The sequence below is a fragment of the Streptomyces sp. sk2.1 genome (genome assembly GCF_008120935.1).
GTDB lineage: Bacteria > Actinomycetota > Actinomycetes > Streptomycetales > Streptomycetaceae > Streptomyces.
In genome coordinates this window covers 1-853 of the sequence record NZ_RDBO01000212.1, presented here as the reverse complement: position 1 = coordinate 853, position 853 = coordinate 1, and the positions used below count along the sequence as shown (strand labels likewise).

Here is an 853-nt window from a genome sequence, read left to right as displayed (position 1 = left end):
GCAGCCGCAGCCCCTCGTCGACTTCGTGGATCACCGGCGTCCCACCTCGTCCGGCGGGACCATGGTGCCGTCGACCACCAGGAAGCGGGTGGTGACCGGGCTGAACCCGGGCCCCGTGGCGGTGATGGTGCGCGGCCCCGTCCGGTCCTTCACCAGGACCAGCAGCTGTGCGATGAACGTGCGGTCCGCACCCGGGACGGCGGGCGGCGCGGCCGCCGTGATCCCCGGTTTCCAGGTGAGCCGCACCGGGGCCCCGGGCGGGAAGTCCTTGCCCCGTACGGAGGTGACGAACCCCGGTTTGCCGACGGCGGGCACCGCGACGATGCGCGGCTTGAGGATGCGCAGCGTGGTCCTGGCGACGTTGTCGCGGAGGTCGGCGTCGGTACCGGTCGTGGTCAGTCTGCCGGTGATGGTCGTTCTCAGCGCCCGGTCGGGTTCGAGCACGACCCTGACCACCGTGGAGGCCCGGGGAGCCAGGTCGGGCAGGGTGCACACCCCGGCCGCGCAGCCCGCCGGAAGCGGGCCCGTCGGGACGCGCGCGGGCAGGCCGAGCCGCAGCCGCAGCCCCTCGTCGACTTCGTGGATCACCGGCGTCCCACCTCGTCCGGCGGGACCATGGTGCCGTCGACCACCAGGAAGCGGGTGGTGACCGGGCTGAACCCGGGCCCCGTGGCGGTGATGGTGCGCGGCCCCGTCCGGTCCTTCACCAGGACCAGCAGCTGTGCGATGAACGTGCGGTCCGCACCCGGGACGGCGGGCGGCGCGGCCGCCGTGATCCCCGGTTTCCAGGTGAGCCGCACCGGGGCCCCGGGCGGGAAGTCCTTGCCCCGTACGGAGGTGACGAACCCCGGTT

The 853-nt window shown here is 74.1% G+C and carries 1 protein-coding gene and 1 pseudogene; both read right to left on the bottom strand.

Annotated elements, in window-relative coordinates; translation table 11 throughout:
* Positions 1-30 precede the first annotated feature (30 nt).
* Positions 31-570, bottom strand: a pseudogene (locus EAO76_RS42640) (hypothetical protein); the annotation flags it as partial.
* 14 nt (positions 571-584) lie between these two features.
* A partial coding sequence (locus EAO76_RS42635) for a hypothetical protein (RefSeq protein ID WP_148841582.1) occupies positions 585-853 on the bottom strand: 269 nt, incomplete at its 5' end.